Source organism: Citrobacter farmeri (assembly GCF_019048065.1).
GTDB classification, from domain to species: Bacteria; Pseudomonadota; Gammaproteobacteria; order Enterobacterales; family Enterobacteriaceae; genus Citrobacter_A; species Citrobacter_A farmeri.
The window spans coordinates 2693105-2718227 of sequence record NZ_CP077291.1; the positions used below are offsets into that span (position 1 = coordinate 2693105).

A 25123-nucleotide genomic window follows, 5' to 3' on the forward strand; every position below is an offset into this window, starting at 1 on the left:
CGGGCCTTTTTATTACAATCCTTTCAATAGCTTATCCACAAACTCAGGCACCACCTGACTTGCCGGACCGTAATATTTCTCCTGGAACTCGCTACCAACCTGGCTCGGTTCCAGATTCAACTCAACGGTATGCGCACCGTGCAGTTTCGCTTCATGGACAAAACCGGCCGCCGGGTAGACGTGGCCTGAGGTACCAATCGCGATGAAGATATCCGCCATGGCCAGCGCCATATAGATCTCATCCATGCCGAGCGGCATCTCACCAAACCACACCACATGCGGACGCAGCGGTGCCGGGAACTGACAACAGTGACATTTATCTTCTGGTGTCACATCACCCGTCCACTCAAGGATCTGCCCGCTCTGCGAGCAATGCACCTTCAGCAGCTCGCCATGCATGTGGATGATATTCTGATTACCCGCCCGCTCATGCAAATTATCGATATTCTGCGTCACCAGTAGAAAACGGTCACCCAGCGCCTCTTCCAGTTTTGCCAGCGCGACATGCGCCGGGTTAGGCTGGATTTCAGGCTGCTGTAATTGACGACGGCGGGCATTATAAAATGATTGCACCAACGCGGGATTACGGGCGAAGCCTTCTGGCGTCGCTACATCTTCAACCCGGTGCTCTTCCCACAGTCCGTCTGCAGCGCGGAAAGTCCGAATACCAGACTCCGCTGAGATCCCTGCCCCTGTAAGCACCAAAACTCTTGGTTTTTCCATCACTTCCGGTACCACTCTGTCTCTGAAAAAAATCCGTTGACGAAGGCGTTCGCGCAGATGGCGTTTGTTTTTCCGAAATCGACTTAACCGATGACCCCGACGCGACAGCATAGCAACCTCTTTTGATTAATCGGTAAGATGTAGGAAGGCGGCGCCACGCATCCCGCCCGCATCACCGTGTCGTGCTCGCTCAATACGCGGAACACGTGCGACGGGAAGCAGATGTCGCGGCAATCTGTCTGCCAGATGGGCGGTGATAGCCGAAAAGTTCGACAATCCTCCTCCGATGACGACCAGATCCGGATCGACGATGGTCAGGATATTTCCCAGACACACCGCCAGTAAATCCAGATAACGCTCAACGTGCGCCCGCGCCCCCTCATCCCCCTGCTCCCACAGAGAAATGATTTCAGGCGCCTCTAACGGTTGATGATAGTAATGCTGATACAACCAGGCAAATCCCCGCCCGGACAGATAATTTTCAATGCAGCCAAGTTGACCGCAGCCGCAGCGGCGCAGCGGAAAATCGAGGCCCATCAGCGTGAGCGCATCGACCGGCAGACGCATATGGCCGAACTCGCCGGTGATGTAGCTGCGCCCGGTGATCGGTTTTCCGTTGAGAATTAAACCGCCTCCCACCCCCGTGCCCAGAATCAGGCCCATCACCAGCGGATAGCGGGTGAACTCATCATCCCAGGCTTCAGACAGGGCAAAACAGTTCGCATCGTTATCGAGGCGAACGTCGCGGTCAAGCCGCGCACTGAGATCGGCACGCAGGGGTTTGCCACTAGCAGCAGGGACATTCGCGGCATACAGCGTGCCATCTTCGGTTTCCGGCATACCGGGAATGCCAATGCCCACCGAACCTTTCACGCCAAATCGCTGGTCGGCTTCCGCCACCAGTCCGCAAACGGCCTCTAAAAAAGCGTCATAGCTGTCGCGCGGAGTAGGTACACGTTTTTCCCACTGCAATTTCCGCTCATTATCAAAGACGCCCAACGCAATTTTTGTCCCACCAATATCAAACCCGTAATACATTGCCGCTCCTTGTTTTATACACTTCATCCTTCAGGCTGCCGCTGTTGAGGTCACATGAACGATTTTGTGTATCTCTCACGCAATTATGGTTACTGGCCGCTGAGTACTCTTGCAGGATCGATATTACTGGCGCGCCGCGCCGGATACCAACTCGCCAACAGACTCAGCAACAGTGCGGTGACCAGCACGTAAATCACATCCAGCCAGTGTAATTCGGATGGCAGGAAGTCGATAAAATAGATATCTCCGGAAAGGAACTGATGGCCGATCAGCTTTTCAATGCCATTAATGATCGGCGTCAACTGCAGTGAAACCACCACGCCAATGACCACCCCGATCAGGCTGCCAAACAGTCCCGCCAGCAGGCCGTACCAGACAAAAATGGCGCGAATCAGGCCATCTTTCGCGCCCAGCGTTCTTAATACCGCAATATCACCGCTCTTGTCTTTTACCGCCATCACTAATGTTGAGACAATGTTAAAACAGGCGACGCCGATCACCAGCACCATCGCCAGATACATAATGGCGCGGATCATCTGGATATCGCGGTACATATAGCCGTAGGTGCCAATCCAGCTCTTGATATAGACATAGCTGTTGGTCACTTCCCCGGCGTCACGCACCAGTTTGTTGGCGTTGAAAACGTCGTTTACCTTCAGCGCAATCCCGGAAACCGTGTTGTTCATCTCCAGATACTGCTGTGCATCGGCCATCGGGATCATCGCGAAGCTGTGGTCGAGCTGACCACTCAGTTGCAGAATGCCGGCAACGTGCAGACGTACGCGTTTTGGCTGCATCAACTTATGTTCGGCATTCGAATTGGGGATCATGATGGAGACCCAGTCCCCCTGCTTCACCTTAAGCGCGTCGGCGACACCCTTGCCGATAATAATTTGCTGTTCGCCGGCTTTAAAATCGGCCCAGGCGTTATTCGCCACAAACGAGGGCAGCGCGCTCAGACGCTGTTCCTGCTGCGGATCCACACCTTTCACCTGAATGGCGCGCAGATTTGCCCCGCTCTCCACCAGGCCGGTAAAGTTGATATACGGTGCCGCGGCGGTAATACCCGGAACCTTCTGCACCTTCTCCAGCGCTTCACGCCAGTTGGTCCACGGCTGGTTGACCGCTTCGATCTCACCGTGCGGCACCACCGCCAGAATGCGGTTATTCAGTTCGCGCTCAAAGCCGTTCATCGCGCTTAGGCCGACAATCAGAACCGCCACGCCCAGCGCGATACCGATGGTCGAGATGACTGAAATCAGCGACACCATGCCACTGCGCCGCCGTCCCCGGCTAAAGCGCAGGCCAATTAATAACGATAAAGGCGAGGCCATTACTCCGCCCCCATCAGGCTCAGTTCTGCCGTCAGACGTCCATCACGCATTTCCAGTTGGCGACTCATGCGCTTCGCCAGTTGCAGATCGTGGGTGACGACCAGAAACGCAGTACCCTGCAAACGGTTTAACTCGCCCAGAAGCTGGAAGATGCTGTCGGCGTTGCGGGCATCCAGGTTACCTGTCGGTTCATCCGCCAGCACCAGACGTGGGTTGTTGACCAGCGCACGGGCAATCGCCACGCGCTGACGCTCGCCGCCAGACAGTTCTGACGGACGATGGCTGGCACGGTGATCCAACCCTACCGCTTTCAGCATCTCACGCGCCCGGGCATTAATTTCGGCGGGTTTATGTTTGCCAATCAGCAGCGGCATCGCCACGTTTTCCAGCGCGGTGAAGTCCGGCAGCAGATGGTGAAACTGATAGATAAAACCGAGCTTCTGGTTGCGCAGTTCCGCTTTCGCCGCCGACGACAGTTTACTCATCGGTTGCCCGCTAAAAATCACGTCGCCGGAGGTCGGGGTATCCAGCCCGCCCAGCAGATGCAATAAGGTACTCTTGCCGGAGCCTGAGCTGCCGACAATCGCCATCATTTCGCCTTCACCCACGCTGAAGCTGACATCGTGCAACACGTCAGTTTGCACGGAACCTTCCTGATAGCGTTTGCACAGTTTGTCGCATTGCAACAGGGTCTTATTCATAACGTAAAGCCTCAGCGGGTTGAGTGGCGGCAGCGCGCCATGAAGGATAAAGCGTGGAAAGCAACGCGATGGCCATCGCCACCAGCGCAATCACAATGACCTGTAGCGGCTCAATCGCCACCGGCAGCGCCGCACCGTCCAGCAGGATACCGATAACCGGCATCAGAGTATTGAGCTGGCTGGCCAGGAGCGCACCCAACGCGGCACCCAGCAGCGCGCCGATAATCCCGGCGCTGGCACCCTGCACCATAAAGACCATCATGATCTGTCGCGGCGTCAGCCCCTGCGTTTGCAAAATAGCCACTTCTCCCTGCTTCTCCATCACCATCAGACCCAACGAGGTAATAATATTGAACGCGGCAACCGCCACGATCAGGCTCAACAGCAGCCCCATCATGTTCTTTTCCATCCGCACGGCCTGGAACAGCTCGCCTTTACGCTCGCGCCAGTCCTGCCACTTCGTCCCATCCGGCAGCGCCTGCTGACTGAGCGAGTCCACCTTCAGCGGCTCATTCAGCCACAAACGCCAGCCGGTGATATTCCCGGCCGGGTAGCGCATGAGGCGCGAGGCGTCCTGAATGTTGGTCAACATCTGGTAGCCATCAACTTCGCTGTTCGCTGCAAAGGTGCCGATCACCGTAAACAGGCGCTGGCTCGGCAGACGCCCCATCGGGGTGAACTGGCTGGCGGACGGCACCATCACACGGACCTGATCGCCACGATTGACGCCCAACTGGCCCGCGAGTTGCTCACCGAGGATGACATTATACTTGCCTGGCTGAAGATCGGTTTGCTTCACATTGACCAGATACGGCGTCAACGGATCTTTTTGCGCCGGATCGATACCCAGCATGACTCCAACCGCCACGCTGCGCGCACTTTGCAGCACGACATCTCCGGTTGTCAGCGGCGCAATACGATTTACACCGTCGAGTTTTACGGCGTTTTCCGGCAGTTGGTGAGGATTCAGGGAGCCTTGCTCCGCAGAAAGGATGGCCTGAGGCATCAGCCCCAGAATGTTATTTTGCAGTTCACGTTCAAAACCGTTCATCACTGACAAAACCGTGACCAGTGCCATCACCCCAAGGGTAATACCAATGGTGGAAAGCCAGGAGACAAAGCGACCGAAGCGATCTGCTGCACGCCCGCGCATGTAACGCAGGCCGATGAATAGAGCGACAGGTTGGTACATGAAATCCGTCTGGTTGCTGTTAGCAAAGTCACGAGTATATAAGCGAAAGCCGCAAGGGTAAACGCCTGAACCGTAAGTGTTCGTCAGCACACAGATGAAAGAGATCCATAACGCGACAGGCGCAGGATATCTCCCCCGCTGACCCTGATCCTTTTCTTAAAAAATCAAAAAACAGAATGTTACGCATTACAGCGCCAGTGCCACCCCGCAGGATCACAGGCTATGTTGAATAATACGAGCGCGCTCTCCTGATGAAAAAGAAAGAACTCTGGATTAACCAAATCAAAGGGTTATGTATCTGTCTGGTGGTAATCTATCACTCAGTCATCACTTTTTACCCCCACCTGACCCACTTCCAGTTGCCGCTCTCGGAACTGCTGTCCAAGTGCTGGGTTTACTTTAATCTCTATCTCGCCCCGTTTCGTATGCCGGTATTTTTCTTTATCTCTGGCTTTCTGATTCGCCGCTATATTGACAGCGTGAGCTGGAAAGAGAGCATCAACAAGCGGGTCTGGAGTATTTTCTGGGTGCTGGCGCTGTGGGGAGTGGCCCAGTGGCTGGCGCTCAGCGCACTGAACAACTGGCTGGCGCCGGAGCGCGCTCTGCATAATGCCTCCAACGCCGCTTACGCCGGTTCCGTCGGACAGTTCCTTCTCGGCATGCTGACCGCCAGCACCAGCCTGTGGTATCTGTATGCGCTCATTGTCTATTTCGTGATCTGTAAAATGTTCAGCCGCTGGGCCGTGCCGCTGTTCGCCCTGTTTGTTTTGCTGAGCGTGACGGTCAACGTTGTCGCCACCCCGTGGTGGGGAATGAACAGCGTGATCCGCAACCTGCCGTATTACAGCCTTGGCGCGTGGTTTGGCGTGCCGCTGATGGCATGGATCAAAGAGGTTCCGTTACGTCGCTATGCGCTGCCCTGTATGGCCGCCATCGTGCTGGCTATCGCGGCGTGGCTGTTTAACGTTTCATTGTTGCTGTCATTGGTCTCTATCGTGCTGATTATGAAACTGTTTTATCAGTATGAGCAGCGCTTTGGCATGCGTGAGTCCAGTCTGCTTAACGTGATCGGTTCAAATACCCTCGCGATTTATACCACGCATCGCATTTTGGTGGAGGCGTTCAGCCTGCTGCTAATCCCACAGATCAATGCCGCCGTCTGGTCTCCCGGGCTGGAACTCACCCTGTTGCTGGTCTATCCGTTTGCCAGCCTGTTGATTTGCACGTTAGTGGGTCTTGCCGTGCGCAAACTGTCGCAAGGGGTGTTTGGCGATATTCTCTTTTCCCCTCCTTCCCGCCTGCAAGCCGTTGGCTATTCCCGGTAAGTCTTTCGCCCTCATATGAGGGCGATTCAATTTGCTAATGAAGAGCGATCACGGATAATAAAGGGCATTGCTTATCAGACGAATACCTAAAAGAGATTCTGACAACCGAATGCCTGAACAACAACGTTACACGCTACCCGTGAAAGCGGGCGACCAGCGCCTGTTGGGTGAACTTACAGGAGCTGCCTGTGCCACACTGGTGGCAGAAATTGCCGAACGTCATGCTGGTCCTGTCGTGCTCGTCGCGCCCGATATGCAAAACGCGCTGCGCCTGCATGATGAAATCCGTCAGTTTACCGATCAGATGGTCATGAACCTCGCGGACTGGGAGACGCTGCCCTACGATAGTTTCTCTCCGCATCAGGAAATTATCTCCTCGCGCCTCTCTACGCTGTACCAACTGCCGTCGATGCAGCGTGGCGTGCTGATCGTGCCGGTCAACACCCTGATGCAGCGCGTCTGCCCGCACAGCTATCTGCACGGTCATGCGCTGGTGATGAAAAAGGGTCAACGTTTATCGCGCGATGCCCTGCGTTTACAGCTCGACAGCGCCGGTTACCGGCACGTTGATCAGGTCATGGAACATGGCGAATACGCCACCCGCGGCGCGTTGCTGGATCTGTACCCGATGGGCAGTGAACAGCCCTATCGGCTGGATTTCTTCGACGATGAAATTGACAGTCTGCGCCTGTTTGATGCTGACACCCAGCGCACGCTGGAAGAAGTCGACGCCATCAATCTGCTGCCCGCGCACGAATTTCCGACCGACAAAACGGCAATTGAACTGTTTCGCAGCCAGTGGCGCGATACCTTCGAAGTGAAACGAGACGCAGAGCATATCTATCAGCAGGTCAGTAAGGGCACCTTACCTGCCGGGATCGAATACTGGCAGCCGCTGTTTTTCAGCGAACCGCTGCCACCGCTGTTTAGCTATTTCCCGGCCAATACCCTGGTGGTCAATACCGGTGATTTGGAAAACAGCGCCGAACGTTTTCAGGCCGATACGCTGGCGCGTTTCGAAAACCGTGGCGTGGATCCGATGCGCCCCCTGCTGCCGCCAGAATCGCTCTGGTTACGCGTCGATGAGCTCTTTTCTGAACTCAAACGCTGGCCGCGCGTCCAGCTTAAGACCGATCATCTTCCCACCAAAGCGGCAAATACCAATTTAGGCTTCCAGCCGCTGCCGGACCTCGCGGTTCAGGCACAGCAAAAATCGCCGCTGGATGCCCTGCGCAGGTTCCTGGAGTCGTTCAACGGGCCGGTGATCTTCTCGGTTGAGAGTGAAGGTCGCCGTGAAGCCCTTGGTGAACTGCTCGCCCGCATCAAAGTCGCGCCTAAGCGCATTATGCGTCTGGATGAAGCGGCGGATATCGGACGCTACCTGATGATTGGCGCCGCCGAACATGGGTTTATCGATACGACGCGCAATCTGGCATTAATTTGTGAAAGCGATCTGCTTGGCGAGCGCGTGGCGCGTCGTCGTCAGGATTCACGCCGTACGATTAACCCGGACACGCTGATCCGCAACCTCGCGGAGTTGCATCCCGGTCAGCCAGTGGTACATCTGGAGCACGGTGTCGGACGCTATGCCGGGATGACCACGCTGGAAGCGGGCGGGATCAAAGGCGAGTACCTGATGCTCACCTACGCCAACGACGCCAAACTGTACGTCCCGGTCTCCTCTTTGCATCTGATCAGCCGTTACGCCGGCGGTGCTGAAGAGAACGCGCCGCTGCATAAACTCGGCGGCGACGCCTGGTCACGCGCCCGACAGAAAGCGGCGGAGAAAGTGCGCGATGTGGCAGCCGAACTGCTGGATATCTACGCCCAGCGTGCGGCAAAAGAGGGGTTCGCCTTCAAACACGATCGCGAGCAGTACCAATTGTTCTGCGACAGCTTCCCGTTCGAAACCACCCCCGACCAGGCGCAGGCGATTAACGCCGTGCTCAGCGATATGTGCCAGCCGCTGGCGATGGACCGTCTGGTATGCGGTGACGTCGGATTTGGCAAAACCGAAGTGGCGATGCGCGCTGCGTTCCTCGCGGTCGAAAACCACAAACAGGTAGCGGTGCTGGTGCCAACAACGTTGCTTGCTCAGCAGCACTTTGATAACTTCCGCGACCGCTTTGCTAACTGGCCGGTGCGCATCGAGATGCTTTCCCGCTTCCGTAGCGCCAAAGAGCAGGCGCAGATCCTGGAACAGGTTGCCGAAGGGAAAATTGATATTCTGATCGGCACGCACAAACTGCTGCAAAGTGATGTGAAGCTGAAAGATCTGGGACTGCTGATCGTCGATGAAGAGCACCGTTTCGGCGTGCGTCATAAAGAGCGCATTAAAGCGATGCGTGCCGATGTGGATATTCTGACGCTGACTGCCACGCCGATCCCGCGTACGCTGAATATGGCGATGAGCGGCATGCGCGATTTGTCGATCATCGCCACGCCACCGGCGCGCCGTCTGGCGGTCAAAACCTTTGTTCGTGAATACGACAATCTGGTGGTACGCGAGGCAATTCTGCGTGAAGTGCTGCGCGGCGGCCAGGTTTACTATCTCTATAACGATGTGGAAAACATCCAGAAAGCCGCCGAAAGGCTGGCGGAACTGGTGCCGGAAGCGCGGATCGCCATTGGTCATGGGCAGATGCGCGAACGCGAACTGGAACGCGTAATGAACGACTTCCACCATCAGCGTTTTAACGTTCTGGTCTGCACTACCATTATCGAAACCGGTATCGATATCCCGACCGCCAACACGATTATTATCGAGCGAGCGGACCACTTCGGTCTGGCGCAGTTACACCAGTTGCGCGGTCGCGTGGGACGTTCACACCATCAGGCGTATGCCTGGCTGCTGACACCCCATCCCAAAGCAATGACGACCGACGCGCAAAAGCGTCTGGAAGCGATTGCCTCTCTGGAAGATCTGGGCGCAGGCTTTGCGCTGGCGACTCACGATCTGGAGATCCGCGGCGCGGGTGAACTGCTCGGGGAAGAACAGAGTGGTTCGATGGAAACCATCGGCTTCTCGCTGTACATGGAGCTGCTGGAAAACGCCGTTGATGCCCTGAAGGCCGGACGCGAGCCGTCGCTGGAAGATCTCACCAGCCAGCAAACGGAAGTTGAACTGCGTATGCCGTCGCTACTGCCGGATGATTTCATCCCGGATGTGAACACCCGCCTGTCGTTCTATAAGCGTATCGCCAGCGCGAAAAGCGAGAATGAACTTGAAGAGATCAAAGTGGAACTGATCGACCGCTTCGGTCTGCTGCCCGATCCGGCGCGTACTCTTCTGGATATCGCCCGGTTGCGCCAACAGGCGCAGAAGCTGGGCATTCGCAAGCTGGAAGGCAACGAAAAAGGCGGCACCATCGAATTTGCGGAGAAGAACCATGTCAACCCAAACTGGCTGATTGGGCTGCTGCAAAAACAGCCGCAGCACTACCGTCTTGACGGACCGACCCGACTGAAGTTCATCCAGGACCTGACCGAGCGCAAAACGCGGATGGAATGGGTGCGTCAGTTTATGCAACAGCTGGAAGAAAACGCCGTGGCGTAACCCTTCTGACCGGAGGGGAGACTTATCCCTTCCGGTGCTTTGCGTGATCTTTACAACTCTTTGCATTTCCCTTGCAATTCAAGACACACCGCCCCGCCATAATTACCATTGGACTACTCTGGCATAATAACCCTTTGATTTGTGATGATAATGAATAATATGCGATTCTCTCGCTGGCTGGCCTTTTTTGCGCTCGCCGCCAGCATTACGTTTGCGCTTCCCGCGCAGGCGAATACCTGGCCTCTTCCTCCACCGGGCAGCAAAGTGGTCGGGGAAAATAAATACCACGTTGTTGAAAATAACGGGGGTTCGCTGGAAGCCATCGCGAAAAAGTACAACGTCGGTTTTCTCGCCCTGTTGCAGGCAAATCCTGGCGTGGATCCCTACGTTCCGCGCGCGGGCAGCGTGCTGACCATCCCGTTGCAGACACTGTTGCCGGACGCGCCGCGTGAAGGCATTGTCATCAATCTGGCTGAACTGCGTCTCTATTACTATCATCCGGGGAAAAACGCGGTCACGATCTACCCTATCGGCATTGGCCAACTGGGTGGTGATACTCTGACCCCAACGATGGTCACGACGGTTTCCGACAAGCGCGCTAACCCAACCTGGACGCCGACGGCAAATATCCGTGCCCGCTATAAAGCACAGGGGATCGATCTCCCCGCCGTTGTCCCCGCCGGACCGGATAACCCGATGGGACACCATGCCATTCGCTTAGCCGCTTATGGTGGCGTCTATCTGCTGCACGGCACCAACGCCGATTTCGGTATCGGCATGCGCGTTAGTTCAGGCTGTATCCGCCTGCGCGATGGCGACATCGAGACCCTGTTCAGACAGGTTACGCCTGGCACTAAAGTGAATATCATCAATACCCCAATCAAAGCTTCGGTTGAACCAGATGGTACGCGACTGGTCGAAGTCCACCAGCCGCTGTCAAAGAATATTGATGATGACCCGCAGGTTCTGCCTATCGTGCTGAACAACACCTTGCAGGCGTTTAAAGATTCTGCGCAGACAGACGCGACGGTGATGCAGCATGTGATGGATGTTCGCTCCGGGATGCCGGTCGATGTCAGACGTCATCATGAGGTGGATCAGCAGTCGATGTAACTGTTCCGGACATGAAAAAGCCCCGCTGAATGCGTTTCAGCGGGGCTTTTTTATATCGCGTTTTATGCAGTAGCTGGCATCAATGAGGGGTAATGCTTATTTATAAATTACTGCAGTACCGTGCAGGTTGTTCGGACCACTCACGGAAGTAATACGGAAAGATTTCGCTCCCATAGCATCCGCTTTTTGCGCCAGTTCATCCTGCAGTGAACTCAGGTTAGTGCCTGCGTTTGCAGAGATGGTGCCGACTTTTTGCTGACCTGTTGGCGTTGCCTGAACTTCAACAGCCGCAAAGCTTGCGAATGACAGTGAACTGAGAACAGCAGCAGCGATGAGGGTTTTTACGTTTTTCATAATAGTGACCTTTTGCAGATGATTGGGCGTCGCAAGCATTTACTTAACGATCGATAGGTAAATGATAGATGTGATCCAGGTCACACGTCAACCCATTTTTTATAACGAACGTTATAAAAAACAAAAAGCCCTTATCTTTCATAAAACTAGGCTAATAATATTTTTCTCGCGAATGCGCTGGAGCCTGGGCTGGTTTATTTTTATAATGGTTGTTCACTAACCCCATTAAGGTACAACGGCACCATGACAACTGAATCGACAAGTTGTGTAAAAAAAAGCCGTGGCCGACCAAAAGTGTTCGACAGGGAAGCCGCGCTTGATAAGGCCATGACACTCTTCTGGCAGCACGGTTATGAAGCGACATCGCTTTCTGACCTTGTTGAAGCAACGGGCGCGAAAGCGCCAACGCTGTATGCGGAATTTACCAATAAAGAGGGGTTGTTCCGCGCCGTACTGGACAGATACATCGCCCGCTTCGCGGCAAAACATGAAGCGCAGTTATTCTGCGAAGAGAAAAGCGTTGAAGCCGCTCTGGAGGATTACTTCACCGCGGTGGCAACCTGTTTCACCAGCAAGGATACCCCCGCTGGCTGCTTTATGATCAACACTTCCGCGACGCTTGCCGCCGCGTCACGTGACATTGCACATACGGTGAAATCACGTCACGCTATGCAGGAGCAGACCCTGACGCAATTTCTGCGTCAACGGCAGGAACGCGGTGAGATCCCGGCGCACTGCAATGTGCAAAATCTTGCCGAATATCTGAGTTGCATCTTGCAGGGTATGTCCATCAGCGCCCGTGAAGGTGCCAGTTTCGATAAGCTGATGCAAATCACCCGCACCACCCTGCGCCTGTGGCCTGAATTGCTCAAGGCCTGATCGTTATCTATGACCGGGAACTTCGTTTCCCGGTTCTTCCATGCCGCAATTCCCGCACAATTACTAGTGTTATCATTCAGTTAGATTCAATTTTCCGCAAAAAAATATTGATAATGGCAATTATTATCAGCAATATTCGCATTTGATTTTACATCTGTTTCACAATGTAACAACCGGCTACACCCGGTTAAATCACTTTACCTGTACAGATATTTTCAGAAAGGAATGCGAATGAATAAGCGTCTTTGGGTCCTCAACCCGATCCTGTTAGCCCTGACTCTGCCCGCTGCGGCGGCACAAACAGAAGAAGAAAACCTCATCGTCAGCGCCAACCGCAGCCAGAAAACCGTAGCCGAAATGGCGCAGACCACCTGGGTGATTGAAGGCCAGGAGATTGAGCAACAGGTTCAGGGCGGTAAAGAGTTCAAAGACGTGCTGGCCCAACTGATCCCGGGCATTGACGTCAGTAGTCAGGGGCGCACCAACTACGGTATGAACATGCGCGGTCGCGCGATTGTCGTGCTGATCGATGGCGTACGCCTTAACTCATCGCGCACCGACAGCCGTCAACTGGATGCGATCGACCCGTTTAACATCGCACACATAGAGGTCATTTCAGGCGCAACGTCGCTGTATGGCGGCGGCAGCACCGGTGGCTTAATTAACATCGTCACCAAAAAGGGCCAGGCGGATAGCCAGGTAGAACTTGAACTGGGTAGTAAATCCGGCTTTAACAATAGTAACGATCACGACGAGCGCGTTGCCGCAGCGGTCAGCGGCGGTACAGATCGCGCGTCTGGTCGGCTGTCTGTAGCTTATCAACGCTTTGGCGGCTGGTACGACGGCAACGGCGACGCTCTGATGCTCGACAACACGCAGACCGGTCTGCAGCACTCCGATCGACTGGATGTGATGGGAACCGGTACCCTCGACATCGATGAAAATCGCCAGATACAGGTGGTCACCCAGTACTACAAGAGTCAGGGCGATGAGGATTACGGACTGTACCTGGGGGAAAATATGTCCGCCGTTACCGGCGGCGGCACCGCCAGCACCCGCAGCGGCCTCAGTTCTGACCGCATTCCGGGGACTGAGCGCCATCTGATCAGCCTGCAATACTCTGACGCGGACTTTTTCGGCCAGAATCTGGTCAGCCAGATCTATTACCGCGATGAGTCGCTGAAATTCTACCCTTTCCCGACGCTCAGCAAGGGCCAGGTAACCAGCTTCTCAGCCTCGCAGCAAGATACTGATCAGTATGGTGCGAAAATCACGCTTAACAGCCAGCTGATGGATAACTGGGAGCTGACGTGGGGCGTCGATGCGGACCATGAAACCTTTGACTCCAACCAGAAATTCTTCGATCTGGCCTGGTCTGTGCCGTCTGGCGGGATGGACAACCGAACAGCCTATACGACTGGACGTTATCCCGGCTACAGCATCACCAATTTTGCCCCGTTCCTGCAAAGCAGTTATGACATTAATGACATCTTCACCCTGAGCGGCGGCGTCCGCTATCAGTGGACAGAAAACCGGGTTGATGATTTTGTGGGTTACGCCCAGCAACAGGGGATCGCCAATGGCCTGGCGAGCTCTGCCGATGTCATTCCTGGCGGCAAAACCGATTACGACAACTTCTTGTTCAATGCCGGGCTGTTGGCGAATCTCACCGAACGCCAGCAGGCGTGGTTTAACTTTTCGCAGGGCGTTGAGCTGCCGGACCCCGGAAAATACTACGGCAATGGCACTTACCAGTTAGTGGGCGATCATTACCAACTCCAGCGCAGCGTGAACGTTGCAGATTCGCGCCTGGAAGGGATTAAGGTCAACTCGTATGAGCTGGGCTGGCGCTATACCGGTGATAATCTGCGTACCCAACTGGCGGCGTACTATTCGACGTCCGATAAGTCGATTGTGATTAACCGTAGCGATATGACGATCCGCGTGGAACCTGACGATCGCCGAATTTACGGCGTGGAAGGCGCAGCAGACTACTTTATCCCTGACAGCGACTGGAGTCTGGGTGCAAACTTTAACGTGCTGAAATCTGAAGTGAAACAGAATGGGAAATGGGAAAAATGGGATGTGACGCTGGCGTCACCGTCCAAAGCCACCGCCTGGGTCGGCTGGGCACCAGAACCGTGGTCGTTACGGGTTCAGACCCAGCAATCGTTTGATCTCAGCGATGCCAGCGGCAACAAGCTGGATGGCTATAACACCGTGGACTTTATCGGCAGCTATCAGCTCCCGCTGGGTAAACTGACCTTCAGCATTGAAAACCTGCTGGATGAAGATTACACCACCCTTTGGGGACAGCGCGCGCCCTTGCTGTACAGCCCAACCTATGGCAGCCCGTCACTGTACGAGTATAAAGGCCGGGGCCGTACCTTTGGTCTGAACTATGCCTTAACCTTCTGATAAAAAAAGCCCCTCAGCCTGAGCGATTGAGGGGCTAACTTGCAGAGTACAGCTTTTTTACGCTTTGTTATTCAGAATCAACTGGCCATTGTTATCCAACGGGATTTGCGTGCCAGGATCTTTATCCATACGAATCTTGCCCTGCTGGTCACCAATTTTATAGGTGACGTCGTAACCGAGCATTTTTTCCGACTTGTCATAGACGGTTTTGCAACGTTGCTGCGTGGAAGTATAGGTGTCGTTTTCCTGCATTGAGCCCTGGATCTGGTTACCGGCGTAGCCGCCTCCCAGCGCCCCAACGACTGTCGCCACATCTTTACCCCGTCCACCACCAAACTGATGACCAAGTACGCCACCGGCAACCGCACCCAGCACCGAACCGGTGATGCGGTTCTCATCCTGGACTGGTTTACGATGCGTCACTGTCACATTGCGACATTCCTGACGCGGCGTTTTAATCGTCTCTTTGATAGGTGTTGCAGAAACCACCTGAGCATACTGCGGGCCACGATCGAACACGTTCAGACTGGCAACCGCCGCCACACCCAGCGCAGCAGCTACGCCAATCCCTATACCCGCCAACATCGATTTATTCACGGGAGATCCTCCTTCTTTGCTATTGGTTACAATTTTGCAACCAATGCAATAAGACGCCCATCAGACAGTGGATGAAAATATCGCTGAACGCCGTTAAAACAGGATGATTCAGAGAACTCTGAAGGCAGAGGCAGAACGGAGAAGGCGCTCAGCACCGCCAGCAGGCGATGCTGAGTCCGATGGGATTAATGCAGTTTCAGACGCGGACGGATCACACGGTTAATGCTGCCCACCAGCATCATCAGACCGGTTTTGAAATAGCCGTGCAGCGCAATCTGGTGCATGCGGTACAACGAGATGTAAACAAAGCGAGCGATACGTCCTTCCACCATCATCGACCCTTTTGTCAGGTTGCCCATCAGGCTGCCGACGGTCGAGAAATTGGAAAGCGAAACCAGTGAACCGTGATCTTTGTACTGATACGCTTTCAGCGGCTTGCCGTTCATTTGCGCCAGAATGTTATTCATCGCGCAGGTCGCCATCTGGTGTGCAGCCTGAGCACGCGGCGGTACAAATCCCCCTTCCGGACGCGCACAGGAGGCGCAATCGCCAATCGCGTAAACATCAGGATCGCGGGTCGTCTGTAACGTCGGTTCCACCACCAGTTGGTTAATCCGGTTGGTCTCCAGACCGCCAATCTCTTTCATAAAGTCCGGCGCTTTGATCCCCGCCGCCCAGACCATCAGATCGGCTTCGATATACTCACCGTCTTTGGTATGCAGACCGCCCGCATCCGCACTGGTCACCATCGTCTGGGTCAGGACACGAACGCCGAGTTTTGTTAACTCGTTATGTGCCGCCGCAGAAATACGCGGTGGTAGCGCCGGCAGAATGCGTTCACCGGCTTCCACCAGCGTCACGTTCAGTGCATCGTTGGTCAGCCCTTTGTAGCCGTAGCTGTGCAGCTGTTTCACGGCGTTATGCAGTTCTGCCGACAGCTCTACGCCGGTGGCGCCGCCGCCGACGATCGCAATATTCACTTTGCCGTTCGCGCCAAGATTCGCAGAATATTTCAGGAACAGGTTCAGCATTTCCTGATGGAAACGACGTGCCTGATGCGGGTTATCCAGGAAAATACAGTGATCTTTCACGCCCGGTGTGTTGAAGTCGTTGGAGGTGCTGCCCAGCGCCATTACCAGCGTGTCCCAGGCAATTTTACGCTCAGGTACCAGCAGCTCACCCTTCTCATCACGTAATTCCGCGATGGTGATGGTTTTTGCTTCGCGATCGATATTCATCACAGAACCCAACTGGAACTGGAAGCCGTGATTACGGGCATGTGCCAGATAGCTCAGCGCGTCCACGCCTTCATCCAGCGAACCGGTCGCGACTTCGTGCAGCAGAGGCTTCCACAGGTGGCTGTGGTTTCTGTCAACCAGCGTAATCTTCGCTTTTTGTTTGCGACCCAGTTTGTGTCCCAACTGCGTCGCCATTTCCAGCCCGCCAGCTCCCCCGCCGACAATCACGATCTTTTTCAATGGTGTAGTCAACGTGACCCCCTTAAAATGATTAACCAATTGTTAATTAAACGTTATAAACATAGCCTTTAATTAACAACAAGTTACGACAATGAAAATGTCCTTCGAGAGTGAGAATAACACATGCGGTGCATTGGTCATACCAAAATTGATGTGTATCAAGTTTTGCTGCTGAAAAGATAGACAACAGCGGAAAGACAGGCAAAAAAAACCAGCCCAAAGGCTGGCTTGATTCGACGATTATAGCTCACGGGCGCTTTAACCTAAGGTTTTAAACGCCTTGATTCGTTGCAGATGCGGTGAAATGTTCTTAAATTTATGCGTCTGCTCTTCGTCCCACACGATCTCATAGAAATGATGTAGCTCCTCAGAAGCACGCTGACTGTTCAGGGCTTCGTCATGACGCGAGAGAATGACCAGGCAACGATCGCGATTTTTCTCGCGGAAGTTGGTCACACACTTGGTCGCAATATCCGCATATTCTTCCGGACGGTCTATCTTGCCTTCCATGTTCTCATAGGGAAACAGGTTCGGATTAAACACCACCTGCCGAACATCACAGAGGAAACCAATGCGTTCCGCCCAGTAGCCGCCGAGGCCGACACCGCAAATCAACGGCCGCTCATCAACATTGAGCTGCAACATTTTGTCCACTTCTTTCAGCAGATGCTGCATGTCATGTTTAGGATGACGCGTGCTGTAGCTTATCAGTCTGACGTCCGGGTCGATAAACTGCAGTTGCAAGACTTTTTCGTGGTTTCCCGGACTGTTAGAGTCGAAACCGTGTAAATAGATAATCATCGCATCCTCACCAAACGTGCGTTAATGACCTGCTTTCTCTTCCTGCCAGCGTTCATGTAACTGGTTGAGCTGCGCGCTGACGGTTTTCCAGCGTGCCGAATCCATCAGTTCCTGACGCGAAAATGAACCTTTATGATACAAACGTGTAACACGCTCTGCTTTGATCGGCGACAGATTATCTAACACACTGACCGCCCCTTTACGATTATTGCAGACCAGAATCATATCACAACCCGCGTCCAGCGATGCCTGACCACGTTCGGCATAGCTCCCCATAATCGCCGCCCCTTCCATGGACAGATCATCAGAGAAAATAACGCCGTCAAAGCCTAATTCCTGGCGCAGAACCGTTTTCAGCCAGTGCGGAGAGCCGCTCGCCGGACGCGAATCGACAGCGCTGTAAATAACGTGCGCTGGCATGATGGCATCCAGCTTGTTTTCCGTAATCAGTGTGCGGAACACGGACATATCTTTTGCGCGAATTTCCGCTTCAGGTCGCGGATCGGTCGGCGTCTCTTTATGCGAATCGGCGATCACCGCGCCATGGCCCGGGAAATGCTTGCCGGTGGTTTTCATTCCTGCCGCATGCATACCGTCAATAAAACGGGTCGCCATCGCCAGCGCGTTGAGCGGATCAGCATGATAGGAACGTTCGCCAATAGCGGCGCTGATATGCCCGACATCCAGCACCGGCGCAAAGCTGATATCAATGTCCATCGCGATCATTTCACTGGCCATCAGCCAGCCAGCGTCCTCCGCCAGTTTGCCGCCCTCTTCCAGTCCGTGCAGCGCGGCAAAGGACTGCGCGGCAGGCAGTTGAGTAAATCCCTCACGAAAACGCTGAACGCGTCCACCCTCCTGATCAACGGCAACCAGCAGATGGTTGTGGGACGCCGCGCGGATCTGGCGCACCAGTTCACGTAACTGCTCCGGGTCATGATAGTTTCGCGTGAACAGAATCAGGCCGCCAACCAGCGGATGGGCCAGAATTTCACGCTCTTCCGCATCCAGTTCAAACCCTTCGACATTCAACATTACTGGACCCACACTGCTCTCCTTAATCCTTCGTTGTCAGCTGCCGCCAGGTTGCATCGGCCAGCCTGATAAATTGTTGTTCGCCGGTCTGTCGCCAGCGGTATTCAAACCAACCGGCCTTCAGCATCAGTATCCACGGATACCAGCGTCTGACCTGTTGCCATAATTTTTGCCCGTCCATGCGCGCACGAACAGCATAGGCCTGCACCAGGTGTCGGTGTTGCCGGACATCGTCCACCCACACTCCCGCCAGTTCAAGAGCAACATCACCGTCTCCTGCATATTCCCAGTCGATCAGCCGCAGTCCTGCGGGGCCATGAACAATATTCGCGGCATGGACATCCATATGCAGCGGCGCGAGGCGTAGCGGACGCGGCTCGCCCTGCTTACGCAGACGTTTCAGCCTTCTTAGCCAGTTCGGGGTTCGCCGCGCTGGATCGCTCCCCTGCCAGTATTGCTCCAGCAACGGCAACAGACGGATACACCAGCCGAAACGGGGCTGCTGATGAAGATAATACAGTAAGCCCGACAGTTCGTCGGCATCCGGCAGTCCGGATTTTATCTCGCCCGGCACATAATCCACCGCCATCCAGCCGCGGATGTACAAGTGCGGCTTTGGCGCAAGACTTTCAGGTAATCGCGACAGGACGTGATACTGACGTAAAAAATGCGCTTGCGGCGCATCGGGATCGTGATGACGGCGAAGAACCAGCCGTTGAGTCGGGCTTTCAATGATCACACTCCCGCCGCTAAGACCACTCAGGCCTTCGGCGACGGGACGATAGTGCGGAAAGTAGCGCGACAACACCGCGTCGCGCTCTGGTATGTTATTGCTGCTGAACGGCACCTTTACCAGACCAGATTATCTCGCCAGTTTGTACCAGCATTAATTGCATTTGCAACGATGGCGCGTTGACGTTGCCCGAGGCACTGGAATACAGCACATAGTGCGCGCCGACGTTACGGGCAATACCAATCGCCTTGCTGCGCGTTCCCAGGCTGTCCTGCGGTGACAGCCCTAACTGCTGTTTTGCCAGCGACAATTGCTGCGCGGAGACCAGGGTAAATTTGCCATTGTTCGCCAACGCATTGCGCAACGTTTCAGTGGCTTCACCCGCGTTCAGCGAACCGTTAGTGCGGTTATTGACGCTATCGACCAGCAGTACGCTCCCCGCCGTAACGCCATCGGCCTGTAGCATTTTGCCCACCATTGGCTGCATCGCGCTATTCCAGTCGTAATGACGTATACGCGGCGCCGGTGCCGCGGTCTGATCTTCATGTTCGATAGGTCCAGGCTGTCCTGGGATCGTGGGAACTGAAGGTACTCCCGGAGCCGGTTCTTGCGGCTGCGCGGGCTGTTCCGGCGTGGGTTTCACCTCATCAACCGGCGCAGGTTCACGTTGCACCACACAACCGGACAGGAACATCGCCAGCGCGGCTATCAATGCGTAGCGACTCATTTTTGTCTTCAAGATTCACCCCTTACAAATAAAGATAAAGTCTGACTTTGTGCGCCCCCAGGTAATTAGCGCTGCCATACAACGTGACCGACGAATGTGCCGGAATAGTTACGCTGCGCGGCGTTTCCAGAGGGTGCATCTCCAGCCCTCTGGCGTCATACCAGTAAAAGCGATAATGAACGGTAACGGGCTCTTGCCTTTCGTTATACAGCGTCGAGGATGCAGAGGGCTGAATATCAGACGTAGTCAACGTCGGCTCTTGAGCGGTGATCCCCGCCGCCAGTAGCGTGGACTCCATCACCAGCGACTGTTCATCACTTACCGGGATCTCAGGGTGAGAACGGCATCCGGCAAGTAAGAGCAGACCCAGCGAAAGCGCAATGCATCCTCTGGTCATCATTACAATCCTTTGTGCGCGAGCATAGGACCGAGCGCGCGACCGCCCAACAGATGCATATGGATGTGATATACCTCCTGGCCGCCATGACGATTGGTGTTCATGATCAAGCGGTAGCCGTCTTCGGCAATACCTTCCTGTTGAGCAATTTTTGCTGCAACGGTAATCATCCGCCCCAACGCTTGCTCATGCTCAGCGGTAACGTCATTGACCGTCGGGATCAGAACGTTGGGGATGATCAGAATGTGTGTTGGCGCCTGCGGTGAAATATCCCGGAATGCCGTCACCAGGTCATCCTGGTAGACGATATCGGAAGGGATTTCACGACGAATAATCTTGCTGAATATAGTCTCTTCTGCCACGACGTTTTCCTTTTCTAAAAATAGCCATGCGTGATGTCATGCTACGCTGAGCCACACTGCGAGTATAGAGTATGATCGACTTAAACCCGCTCTTTCAACCTTAACCCACGATTTCTTAAGCAAAAAACCACCACGGTGTCGCGCTTATAACCATTTGTCACCTCTGCCACGCCAAAAAGTAGTGAAACGAGATTTCAAAAAGCTTGTTACATCTGTTTACATGGATAATATGAATGCGTATATTTCGCATTTGCATTTTCATGCGCATTTAATGGTTAGAAAAATAAAAAGGCTCAGCGCTACCTCTTACGGCCTGGGCCAGGATTCGTTCACTATTAAGGGCTTTCTGATGTCTTTAACAACACACAACAGGGATGAACACCGTCAGGCTGTTGCAACACCATCGTTGCTGGCAGCTTGCATCGCTATGGCACTGATGCCATCCATGAGCTTCGCAGCGACCACGCCAGAAGAGACCGTCATTGTCGACGGTTCTGCGCCAGCGACACCAGCAGACAGCGACGAGCGGGATTACAGCGTCAAATCCACCGCCGCCGGAACCAAAATGATGATGACCCAACGCGATATTCCGCAATCGGTCAGCATCATCAGCGAGCAACGCATGAATGACCAGCAGTTGCAAACGCTGGGTGATGTGATGGACAGCACGCTTGGGATCAGCAAAAGCCAGGCGGACTCTGACCGCGTCAGCTACTTCTCCCGCGGTTTCCAGATTGATAACTACATGGTTGATGGTATTCCAACCTGGTTCGAATCCCGCTGGAATCTGGGTGATGCCCTCACCGATATGGCACTCTATGAGCGCGTGGAAGTGGTGCGCGGCTCAAACGGCCTGATGACCGGCACGGGCAACCCGTCGGCCTCCATTAATATGATCCGTAAACACGCGACCAGTCGTGAGTTCAAAGGCAACGTATCGGCGGAGTACGGCAGTTGGAACAAACAACGCTACGTGATGGATCTGCAAAGCCCGCTCACCGATGACGGTAATGTACGCGCGCGCATTGTGGCGGGTTATCAGGATAACGACTCCTGGCTCGATCGCTATCACAACGAGAAAAATTTCTTCTCGGGCATTATTGATGCCGATCTGGGTGAAACCACCAGCCTTGCCGTGGGTTATGAATACCAGAAAATCAAAGTGGACAGCCCGACCTGGGGTGGTCTGCCACGCTGGAATACCGACGGCAGTAAAAACAGCTACGACCGCGCCCGCAGCACCGCGCCAGACTGGGCGTATAACGATAAAGAGATCAACAAAGTCTTTGCCACACTCAAACAGCGTTTTGCCGACACCTGGCAGGCGACGATGAATGCGACCCACTCGGAAATCAAATTCGACAGTAAAACGATGTATGTCGATGCCTATGTCAATAAAGCAGATGGCATGCTGGTCGGCCCCTACAGCAATTACGGACCGGGCTATGACTACGTTGGCGGCACGGGCTGGAACAGCGGCAAGCGTAAGGTTGATGCGCTGGATCTCTTTGCCGACGGCGGTTATGACCTGTTCGGTCGCCAGCACAACCTGATGTTTGGCGGCAGCTACAGCAAACAGAACAACCGCTATTTCAGCTCCTGGGCAAACGTCTTCCCGGCTGAGATCGGCAGTTTCAATAACGTCAATGGCAACTTCCCGCAAACCGACTGGGCACCACAGTCGCTGGCCCAGGATGACACCACGCACATGAAGTCGCTGTACGCCGCGACGCGTATTTCGCTGGCTGACCCGCTGCATCTGATCCTCGGTGCGCGCTACACTAACTGGCGTATCGATACCCTGAGCTACAGCATGGAGAAAAACCACACTACGCCCTATGCCGGTCTGGTTTACGACATCAATGATAACTGGTCAACTTACGCCAGCTACACCTCCATCTTCCAGCCGCAGAACAAACGTGACAGCAGCGGGAAGTACCTCACACCGGTCACCGGCAACAACTATGAAGTGGGCCTGAAGTCTGACTGGATGAACAGTCGACTGACCACCACCCTCGCCGTGTTCCGTATTGAGCAGGATAATGTTGCCCAGTCGACGGGTGCGCCAATTCCGGGTACCAATGGCGATATCGCGTATAAAACGGCGAAAGGCACCGTCAGTAAAGGAGTTGAATTCGAAGTTAACGGGGCAATTACCGATAACTGGCAGATGACCTTTGGCGCAACGCGTTACGTCGCAGAAGACAATGAAGGTAACGCCGTCAATCCGAATCTGCCTCGTACCAGCGTCAAGCTGTTCACCAGCTACCGTCTGCCGGTAATGCCTGCGCTGACCGTAGGCGGTGGCGTGAACTGGCAGAACCGCGTGTACACCGATACCGCGACGCCGTACGGCACCTTCCGTGCAGAACAAGGGAGTTACGCGCTGGTGGATCTGTTCACCCGCTATCAGGTGACCAAAAACTTCTCCGTGCAGGGTAACGTCAACAACCTGTTTGATAAAACCTACGACACCAACGTCGAAGGGTCGATTGTTTATGGTGAGCCGCGCAACGTGAGCATCACCGCGAACTATCAGTTCTGATCAGCCTGCCGGATGATGGTGCTGGCGCCTTATCCGGTTATCAACCCGTTAAGCGCTGCGCCATCCTGCGTTCGGGGATGTAAAAAAGGCAGCCATTTGGCTGCCTTAGTTCTCCCCAACATCTTAGGTTTTAGCTGTTACGGATGTATTCATCCATCTCCGTTTTCAGGTTATCGGATTTCGTACCGAAAATCGCCTGAACACCGGAACCAGCAACCACCACACCTGCAGCACCCAGTTTCTTCAGGCCAGCCTGATCCACTTTCGCCACGTCAGCCACGCTGACACGCAGACGGGTAATGCACGCATCGAGGTTAGTGATGTTTTCTTTACCACCAAACGCTGCAATCAGCGCCGGTGCCATTTCACTGGTCGCGCCCGCTTTCGCGTCGTCGGTGTTATCTTCACGACCCGGAGTCTTCAGATCCAGCGCTTTAATCAGCACGCGGAAGATGGTGTAGTAAACAATCGCATAGCCCGCACCCACAATCGGGAACAACCACAGCTTGCTGCTGTTACCGGACAGTACGATAAAGTCGATCAGACCGTGTGAGAACGACGTACCGTCACGCATACCCAGCAGGATACAGATCGGGAACGCCAGACCAGCCAGAATCGCGTGGATAACGTACAGGATCGGCGCAACGAACATGAAGGAGAACTCGATCGGCTCGGTGATACCGGTCAGGAACGAGGTCAACGCTGCGGAGATCATGATACCGCCCACTTTGGCGCGGTTTTCTGGTTTAGCAGAGTGCCAGATAGCAATGGCAGCTGCCGGCAGACCGTACATTTTGAACAGGAAACCGCCAGACAGCATACCCGCCGTTGGGTCACCCGCCATGTAGCGTGGGATATCGCCGTGGAAGACCTGACCTGCCGCGTTGGTGTATTCACCAATCTGCATCTGGAAAGGAACGTTCCAGATATGGTGCAGACCAAACGGTACCAGGCAGCGTTCAATGAAGCCATAGATACCGAACGCCACTACCGGGTTCTGGTAAGCCGCCCACTGAGAGAACGTCTGGATAGCAGTACCGATCGGCGGCCAAATGAAGGACAGGACGACACCGGTAAAGATCGCCGCCAGACCAGAAATGATCGGCACGAATCGCTTACCAGCAAAGAAGCCCAGATACTCAGGCAGCTTGATACGGTAGAAGCGGTTAAACATGTACGCTGCAATCGCACCGGAGATAATCCCCCCGAGTACACCTGTATCTGCAAGGTGTTTTGCTGCGATTTCTTCAGCAGGTAAATGCAGAACCAGCGGTGCGACCACAGCCATGGTTTTCACCATGATGCCATAGGCAACAACCGAAGCCAGAGCCGAAACGCCATCGTTGTTGGTAAAGCCAAGCGCGACACCGATAGCGAAGATCAGCGGCATGTTTGCAAAAACAGAACCGCCGGCTTCTGCCATCACGTGCGATACAACGGCTGGCAGCCAGCTGAAGTTTGCGGAACCGACGCCCAGCAGGATACCTGCGATAGGCAATACGGATACCGGCAGCATCAGCGATTTACCGACCTTTTGCAGGTTAGCAAATGCATTCTTAAACATAATTGAGAGTGCTCCTGAGTATTTGTGCTTTCTACGTTCACACGCATTGGCGAGGGGGGAGAACCCCGCCGTGGACCAGGCATCTAAGTGCCCTTTATTTATTACACAGAGTAAAATAATTCGGTGAAATTTAGTTTGACGGCTATCACGTTTCAGCTCTGGACAGCGCGTTAAGTTGCACATTTTGCCAAAAAAGGTATCAGAATGTGTCATAACGCTCATTCACCGCCCACTTTGTGGCGGTGAACTTT

General features: G+C 54.4%; 21 protein-coding genes. 6 read left to right on the top strand and 15 right to left on the bottom strand.

Annotated features, from left to right (window positions below; genetic code table 11):
* Positions 1 to 12: 12 nt before the first annotated feature.
* From cobB to lolC, 5 genes are all read right to left on the bottom strand, one after another.
* Complete coding sequence (cobB, locus tag I6L53_RS12725; protein WP_042319582.1) at positions 13 to 834, bottom strand: Sir2 family NAD+-dependent deacetylase; 822 nt, start codon at positions 832 to 834, stop codon at positions 13 to 15.
* Positions 835 to 849: 15 nt separating this feature from the next.
* Positions 850 to 1761: an N-acetylglucosamine kinase gene (gene nagK / locus I6L53_RS12730; RefSeq protein ID WP_042319585.1), complete on the bottom strand. Its 912-nt coding sequence runs from the start codon at positions 1759 to 1761 to the stop codon at positions 850 to 852.
* A gap of 89 nt (positions 1762 to 1850) precedes the next feature.
* Positions 1851 to 3095, bottom strand: a complete 1245-nt coding sequence (gene lolE, locus I6L53_RS12735) for a lipoprotein-releasing ABC transporter permease subunit LolE (RefSeq protein WP_042319586.1) — start codon at positions 3093 to 3095, stop codon at positions 1851 to 1853.
* Positions 3095 to 3796, bottom strand: coding sequence for a lipoprotein-releasing ABC transporter ATP-binding protein LolD (gene lolD, locus I6L53_RS12740; RefSeq protein ID WP_042319588.1), 702 nt, complete (start codon positions 3794 to 3796; stop codon positions 3095 to 3097). The genes lolE and lolD overlap by 1 nt, the downstream gene beginning before the upstream one ends.
* Entirely contained in the window at positions 3789 to 4988 is a 1200-nt protein-coding gene (lolC, locus tag I6L53_RS12745) for a lipoprotein-releasing ABC transporter permease subunit LolC (protein ID WP_042319589.1), read from the bottom strand. Before lolC ends, lolD begins: the two co-directional genes overlap by 8 nt.
* A gap of 251 nt (positions 4989 to 5239) precedes the next feature.
* Here lolC and I6L53_RS12750 point away from each other — a divergent pair, with 251 nt between their 5' ends.
* The 3 genes from I6L53_RS12750 to ldtC all read left to right on the top strand — a co-directional run bounded on the left by I6L53_RS12750 (position 5240) and on the right by ldtC (position 10982).
* Positions 5240 to 6313 (top strand): acyltransferase family protein, encoded by a 1074-nt coding sequence (locus I6L53_RS12750; protein ID WP_042319591.1) that lies wholly within the window; start codon positions 5240 to 5242, stop codon positions 6311 to 6313.
* 109 nt (positions 6314 to 6422) lie between these two features.
* Positions 6423 to 9869, top strand: coding sequence for a transcription-repair coupling factor (gene mfd / locus I6L53_RS12755; protein WP_042319593.1), 3447 nt, complete (start codon positions 6423 to 6425; stop codon positions 9867 to 9869).
* Positions 9870 to 10016: 147 nt separating this feature from the next.
* Positions 10017 to 10982 (top strand): L,D-transpeptidase LdtC, encoded by a 966-nt coding sequence (gene ldtC / locus I6L53_RS12760; RefSeq protein WP_042320081.1) that lies wholly within the window; start codon positions 10017 to 10019, stop codon positions 10980 to 10982.
* 96 nt (positions 10983 to 11078) lie between these two features.
* Here ldtC and bhsA read toward each other — a convergent pair whose 3' ends face one another.
* Positions 11079 to 11336: a multiple stress resistance protein BhsA gene (bhsA, locus tag I6L53_RS12765; protein WP_042320085.1), complete on the bottom strand. Its 258-nt coding sequence runs from the start codon at positions 11334 to 11336 to the stop codon at positions 11079 to 11081.
* A gap of 243 nt (positions 11337 to 11579) precedes the next feature.
* On the opposite strand from bhsA, the gene comR reads away from it, so the two are divergent.
* Together comR and I6L53_RS12775 are read left to right on the top strand one after the other, a co-directional pair.
* Positions 11580 to 12215, top strand: a complete 636-nt coding sequence (gene comR / locus I6L53_RS12770) for a TetR family copper-responsive transcriptional repressor ComR (RefSeq protein WP_042319594.1) — start codon at positions 11580 to 11582, stop codon at positions 12213 to 12215.
* A gap of 231 nt (positions 12216 to 12446) precedes the next feature.
* Positions 12447 to 14633 (top strand): TonB-dependent siderophore receptor, encoded by a 2187-nt coding sequence (locus tag I6L53_RS12775; protein WP_042319596.1) that lies wholly within the window; start codon positions 12447 to 12449, stop codon positions 14631 to 14633.
* A 57-nt stretch (positions 14634 to 14690) separates the two neighbouring features.
* Here I6L53_RS12775 and I6L53_RS12780 read toward each other — a convergent pair whose 3' ends face one another.
* The 8 genes from I6L53_RS12780 to hinT form a co-directional block, all read right to left on the bottom strand.
* Entirely contained in the window at positions 14691 to 15230 is a 540-nt protein-coding gene (locus I6L53_RS12780; protein WP_042319598.1) for a glycine zipper 2TM domain-containing protein, read from the bottom strand.
* A 185-nt stretch (positions 15231 to 15415) separates the two neighbouring features.
* Positions 15416 to 16720 carry an NADH-quinone dehydrogenase gene (gene ndh / locus I6L53_RS12785; RefSeq protein ID WP_042319600.1) on the bottom strand — a complete coding sequence of 435 codons (1305 nt, stop codon included), beginning with the start codon at positions 16718 to 16720 and terminating at the stop codon, positions 15416 to 15418.
* Positions 16721 to 16966: 246 nt separating this feature from the next.
* The gene (gene ycfP, locus I6L53_RS12790) at positions 16967 to 17509 is read right to left on the bottom strand and encodes an alpha/beta hydrolase YcfP (protein ID WP_042319601.1); all 543 of its coding nucleotides are present in this window, start codon (positions 17507 to 17509) and stop codon (positions 16967 to 16969) included.
* 21 nt (positions 17510 to 17530) lie between these two features.
* Positions 17531 to 18556, bottom strand: coding sequence for a beta-N-acetylhexosaminidase (nagZ, locus tag I6L53_RS12795; protein ID WP_042319603.1), 1026 nt, complete (start codon positions 18554 to 18556; stop codon positions 17531 to 17533).
* A 10-nt stretch (positions 18557 to 18566) separates the two neighbouring features.
* Complete coding sequence (gene thiK, locus I6L53_RS12800) at positions 18567 to 19391, bottom strand: thiamine kinase (protein WP_042319604.1); 825 nt, start codon at positions 19389 to 19391, stop codon at positions 18567 to 18569.
* The gene (gene lpoB / locus I6L53_RS12805) at positions 19372 to 20004 is read right to left on the bottom strand and encodes a penicillin-binding protein activator LpoB (RefSeq protein ID WP_042319606.1); all 633 of its coding nucleotides are present in this window, start codon (positions 20002 to 20004) and stop codon (positions 19372 to 19374) included. Before lpoB ends, thiK begins: the two co-directional genes overlap by 20 nt.
* Before the next feature lie 22 nt (positions 20005 to 20026).
* Complete coding sequence (locus tag I6L53_RS12810; protein ID WP_042319608.1) at positions 20027 to 20401, bottom strand: YcfL family putative periplasmic lipoprotein; 375 nt, start codon at positions 20399 to 20401, stop codon at positions 20027 to 20029.
* 2 nt (positions 20402 to 20403) lie between these two features.
* Positions 20404 to 20763, bottom strand: coding sequence for a purine nucleoside phosphoramidase (hinT, locus tag I6L53_RS12815; protein ID WP_042319609.1), 360 nt, complete (start codon positions 20761 to 20763; stop codon positions 20404 to 20406).
* A gap of 349 nt (positions 20764 to 21112) precedes the next feature.
* Between hinT and fhuE the strand changes: the two genes are divergently transcribed.
* On the top strand, positions 21113 to 23308 hold the full coding sequence (gene fhuE, locus I6L53_RS12820) for a ferric-rhodotorulic acid/ferric-coprogen receptor FhuE (RefSeq protein WP_042319610.1): 2196 nt from the start codon (positions 21113 to 21115) through the stop codon (positions 23306 to 23308).
* A 130-nt stretch (positions 23309 to 23438) separates the two neighbouring features.
* Here fhuE and ptsG read toward each other — a convergent pair whose 3' ends face one another.
* Positions 23439 to 24872 (bottom strand): PTS glucose transporter subunit IIBC, encoded by a 1434-nt coding sequence (gene ptsG, locus I6L53_RS12825; RefSeq protein WP_042319612.1) that lies wholly within the window; start codon positions 24870 to 24872, stop codon positions 23439 to 23441.
* Positions 24873 to 25123: the final 251 nt, after the last annotated feature.

Bases quoted from the DNA above. Each gene is read 5' to 3' on its own strand.
- lpoB (WP_042319606.1), bottom strand. From the start codon at position 20,004: ATGAGTCGCTACGCATTGATAGCCGCGCTGGCGATGTTCCTGTCCGGT.
- nagK (WP_042319585.1), bottom strand. From the start codon at position 1,761: ATGTATTACGGGTTTGATATTGGTGGGACAAAAATTGCGTTGGGCGTC.
- I6L53_RS12810 (WP_042319608.1), bottom strand. From the start codon at position 20,401: ATGACCAGAGGATGCATTGCGCTTTCGCTGGGTCTGCTCTTACTTGCC.
- ptsG (WP_042319612.1), bottom strand. From the start codon at position 24,872: ATGTTTAAGAATGCATTTGCTAACCTGCAAAAGGTCGGTAAATCGCTG.
- I6L53_RS12750 (WP_042319591.1), top strand. From the start codon at position 5,240: ATGAAAAAGAAAGAACTCTGGATTAACCAAATCAAAGGGTTATGTATC.
- fhuE (WP_042319610.1), top strand. From the start codon at position 21,113: ATGTCTTTAACAACACACAACAGGGATGAACACCGTCAGGCTGTTGCA.
- bhsA (WP_042320085.1), bottom strand. From the start codon at position 11,336: ATGAAAAACGTAAAAACCCTCATCGCTGCTGCTGTTCTCAGTTCACTG.
- lolE (WP_042319586.1), bottom strand. From the start codon at position 3,095: ATGGCCTCGCCTTTATCGTTATTAATTGGCCTGCGCTTTAGCCGGGGA.
- lolC (WP_042319589.1), bottom strand. From the start codon at position 4,988: ATGTACCAACCTGTCGCTCTATTCATCGGCCTGCGTTACATGCGCGGG.
- mfd (WP_042319593.1), top strand. From the start codon at position 6,423: ATGCCTGAACAACAACGTTACACGCTACCCGTGAAAGCGGGCGACCAG.
- lolD (WP_042319588.1), bottom strand. From the start codon at position 3,796: ATGAATAAGACCCTGTTGCAATGCGACAAACTGTGCAAACGCTATCAG.
- comR (WP_042319594.1), top strand. From the start codon at position 11,580: ATGACAACTGAATCGACAAGTTGTGTAAAAAAAAGCCGTGGCCGACCA.
- I6L53_RS12775 (WP_042319596.1), top strand. From the start codon at position 12,447: ATGAATAAGCGTCTTTGGGTCCTCAACCCGATCCTGTTAGCCCTGACT.
- ycfP (WP_042319601.1), bottom strand. From the start codon at position 17,509: ATGATTATCTATTTACACGGTTTCGACTCTAACAGTCCGGGAAACCAC.
- cobB (WP_042319582.1), bottom strand. From the start codon at position 834: ATGCTGTCGCGTCGGGGTCATCGGTTAAGTCGATTTCGGAAAAACAAA.